Source organism: Arenibacter flavimaris, assembly GCF_030291335.1.
Classification (GTDB): Bacteria; Bacteroidota; Bacteroidia; order Flavobacteriales; family Flavobacteriaceae; genus Arenibacter.
In genome coordinates, this window is record NZ_JASWIM010000081.1 from 1 (window position 1) to 3779 (window position 3779).

A 3779-nucleotide genomic window follows, 5' to 3' on the forward strand; every position below is an offset into this window, starting at 1 on the left:
GAAACTTCATCACAAATATGGTTTCCGGACTCATTGCATATGCCTTTTACCCAACAAAACCAAACATCAATATAGACAACCTTCAAAGAATTGGATAGTCCTTATATCGAACTCACGTTAAATAAGGAAAGTTGTCTTTAATCATAATCAAACCTAATTTAATTTTGAACAATTTAGTTATCATTTCGTTTATTTTTCATAGAAATATTATCCTTTTGAAACACATCTTATAATTGAACAGGATAAGTATCCAGCATTGGGAAAACCACTTTGACGACCACTTACACCAATGTAAGTTCTAAGGCCAGCATACTTTAGTGAACCGTCTTATAGTAATGGATACAAACAAAAACAAAAAATATGGATTGTGTATGTATTAAATTGACCAATATGTGAGACATTTTTCCAGAAACAACATTCACAAGTACCCCCTAAGTAAAAAACCAGTATTTCTTTAATAAAGAGTTATGATCTTATGCCAAAAATCAAGGAAATATTCATCATCATAATTAAAATAAAGAAGAAAGCACCTTATGATCCCTCACCAGGAACAATGCCAGAATTATAATATTTCCCCTATAGGGCATTAAACCTCAGGATGAGGATTACCGCTACCCCTTCCTGTTCACAATATGGAAAACTCAATATTAGTCTTGCGTTACCTTGCTGCCCCACCAGTCATCGTTGGGTCTAAAATCTTTGGAGAGGAATTTTAGTCTTTGGGCCTCCAAAGCTGGCCAACTTTCATTTACAATTCGATCGTGTCGCTTTTGGGCCAGATCTGCATTGTATTCCGTATCCTTTGATGGCATATTGGCCCCTACCTCCTTGAGCCAACCATGAAGCTTTTTACTTAAACCTTTAGCTATTTCGGGATATTGTGCTATAACATTGGACTGTTCGCCTACATCCGTAGTCAGGTTATAAAGTTCTTCGCTCCCATCTTCCCAGTAATGGATAAGCTTCCAGTTTTCTTCCCGAATTATTGATGATGGATTTCCCCCTTGATTGCCATAATGGGGATAATGCCAAAATAAAGGTCGTACAACATCCATTTTTTTACCTTCCAGAATAGGTTTGAGACTTATACCATCAATATGTTGTTCGGTTAAAGCATCAATATTGGCCAAATCCAAGATAGTGGGATAGAAATCAGTACCTATAACAGGGAAATCGCTTTTAGAACCTCCATTTTTTAGCCATGGAACTTTTATAAAATAGGGTTCCCGAATACCACCTTCCCATTGATACCCCTTACCTCCCCTTAAAGGAAGATTGCTAGTGGAAAAAGAATCACCTGAGGCCACTCCGCCATTATCGGATGTAAAGATCACAATAGTTTTATCCTCAAGTCCGGAATCTTTCAAGGCCTGAAGCACTACTCCCACTGCATCATCCATACTCTCTACAAGTCCGGCATAAATTGGGTTATCCTGCACCTGTCTAATAGGTAGGACCCTCTCCATCTTATAACCATTTTCTCCTATGCCCAATGATTCCGCTTTGTCCCTATATTTGTTCCATTTTTCTTGGGTAGTCTGTATGGGCCCGTGTACCGCATAAAACGAAAGAAAAGCGAAAAAAGTGGAGTCCTTGTGCTGTTTGATAAAATCTGCTGTTTCAACACCCAAGCGCATACTAAGGTTTTCCCCTTCCACTTTATTGGGTAATACTGGATTGTCCCAAGGAGAAAAATAGCCTCCCATAGGACTTCCTTTGTCCCATCCGCCTTTGTTGATTTCAAACCCATGATCCTCTGGATAAGATCCTTCAGAACCTAAATGCCATTTACCCGCAAAAAAAGTTTTATAACCCTCTTTCCTCATAGCCTCTGCGATGGTAACATCATTGGCCGGAAGGCTGTGAACGTATTCGGCAGGAAGTAATTTATCGTGTCGATTATGGGATCGCCATGCCGTACCGGATGCAGCTCCGATCCAGTCCGTAATTCCGTGTCTTGCCGTAAATTTACCGGTCATAATACTAGCCCTTGAAGGGCTACATACACGACTGGCGGCATAACCTTGGGTAAACATCATACCCTCTTTGGCCAATTTATCAATGTTTGGCGTTTCGTAATATCTACTACCGGTTGCACCAAGGTCTACCATGCCCAGATCATCGACCAGTATAAAAACAACATTGGGTCTTTGTTTTAAGCTTTCAGGTAGTTGTTCGCAGCCAACCATTAATGACCACAATAAAAGACAGTAAGCAATATTGAAATAGAATTTGGATAAGCGCATTCCTATTATTATAGTTTCTGTATTAAGGCAAAGGTTTTACCATTATGTCCTTATAGTAAACAATACTTTTAGGATCATGACCCTGTAGCGCAAAGGTACCACCCTTTAGTACCCTATGCTGGCGATCCCCTGCGTCACGTTTAGGATTTTCGGGTTCGGTATAATCCACAACCACTATATCATTTATTTTAATAATGATCCTTTTGCCCTCTACTTTAATATATTCCGTATACCATTCATCATCACCAACATAGGTTTCAATAACATTTACTATATCATATAGACTACCGGTGCGTTTCCAATCCCCTTGGGAATTATTTACCTGTACCTCGTAACCATATACTGGCCAACTAGCCTCTTGATAGCGCGTATGTATATAAATACCGGAATTTGACCCAGGTTTGGTCATCACGGTGGCTTTGAATTCAAAATTATTAAAATCGCGGTTTTCTACATCTCCTACATAAAACAAATGTGCCTTAGGCCCTTCTACCTTAATTGCTCCGTTCTCAATGGAAAAGGTATGTGCATTTTCTCCGACTTTCCAACCATCGAAATTTTTACCATTGAACAAGGAAATCCAACCATCCTTCTTTTTGTCTCCCCCTGTTTGTCCTGTAATTGTATTTAAAATTCCCAGACAGAATACTAGGCTCATTAGATATGCAAAGCTATTTTTCATTGTGTAGATTCTTTAGAAAAGACAAGATATTAAAAAATGGGTTACTCAAAAGATATTGTTGAAACTAATTTTGGAAAGGTGGAAAATATTGCTTGTTGGAAAAGGATATTTAATGAAACAATGTAGCAATGATTCAATGTAACAATTGACTGATTTGAAAATTTGTTGATAGGCCGATTTGAAAGTGGAACAATGTAGTAATGAAACAATATACCAATGATTCAATGTAACAATTGGCTGATCTTAAAATTTGCTGATGGGCCGATTTGAAAGTGGAACAATGTTGTAATGAAACAATCTAGCAATGATATAATGTAACAATTGGCTGATCTTAAAAATGGATGGCACTCTGCAAAGTCGTTGTGCAAAGTTGCTGTGCAAAGTCGCTGTGCAAAGTCTCCCGACTTTGGACTTTCCAACTAGATTTGAAAATTCGTTGATGGGCCGATTTGAAAGTAAAACAATGTAGCAATGATTCAATGTAACAATTTGCTGATCTGAAAAATGGATGGCACTCTGCAAAGTCGTTGTGCAAAGTTGCTGTGCAAAGTCTCCCGACTTTGGACTTTCCAACTAGACTTGAAAATTCGTTGATGGTCTGCCAATTTGAAAGTAGAACAATGTAGTAATGAAACAATGTAGCAATGATTCAATGTAGCAATGATTTAATGTAGCAATTGGTTGATCTGAAAAATTGATGGCACTCTGCAAAGTCATTGTACAAAGTCGCTGTGCAAAGTCTCCCGACCTTGGACTTTCCGTTTGGCGTACGGATACTGGAATCAATCACGCCAGCGGCGTGCCCACATCAGATCCTGTCCAAAAAAAAAGCACCTGCCATATACATGGCA

At 38.7% G+C, this 3779-nt stretch carries 2 protein-coding genes and 1 pseudogene; 1 reads left to right on the forward strand and 2 read right to left on the reverse strand.

The genetic code is table 11. The annotated features are described in order from the left end of the window. Window positions 1–98 (forward strand): annotated as a pseudogene (locus QSE00_RS25420) (IS982 family transposase); the annotation flags it as partial. A gap of 549 nt (window positions 99–647) precedes the next feature. On the opposite strand, the gene QSE00_RS25050 reads toward QSE00_RS25420, so the two are convergent. Both QSE00_RS25050 and QSE00_RS25055 read right to left on the reverse strand, forming a co-directional pair. Next, complete coding sequence (locus QSE00_RS25050; protein ID WP_286108008.1) at window positions 648–2246, reverse strand: sulfatase; 1599 nt, start codon at window positions 2244–2246, stop codon at window positions 648–650. Between the two features lie 22 nt (window positions 2247–2268). Then, window positions 2269–2928, reverse strand: a complete 660-nt coding sequence (locus QSE00_RS25055; protein WP_286108009.1) for a 3-keto-disaccharide hydrolase — start codon at window positions 2926–2928, stop codon at window positions 2269–2271. Window positions 2929–3779 lie beyond the last annotated feature (851 nt).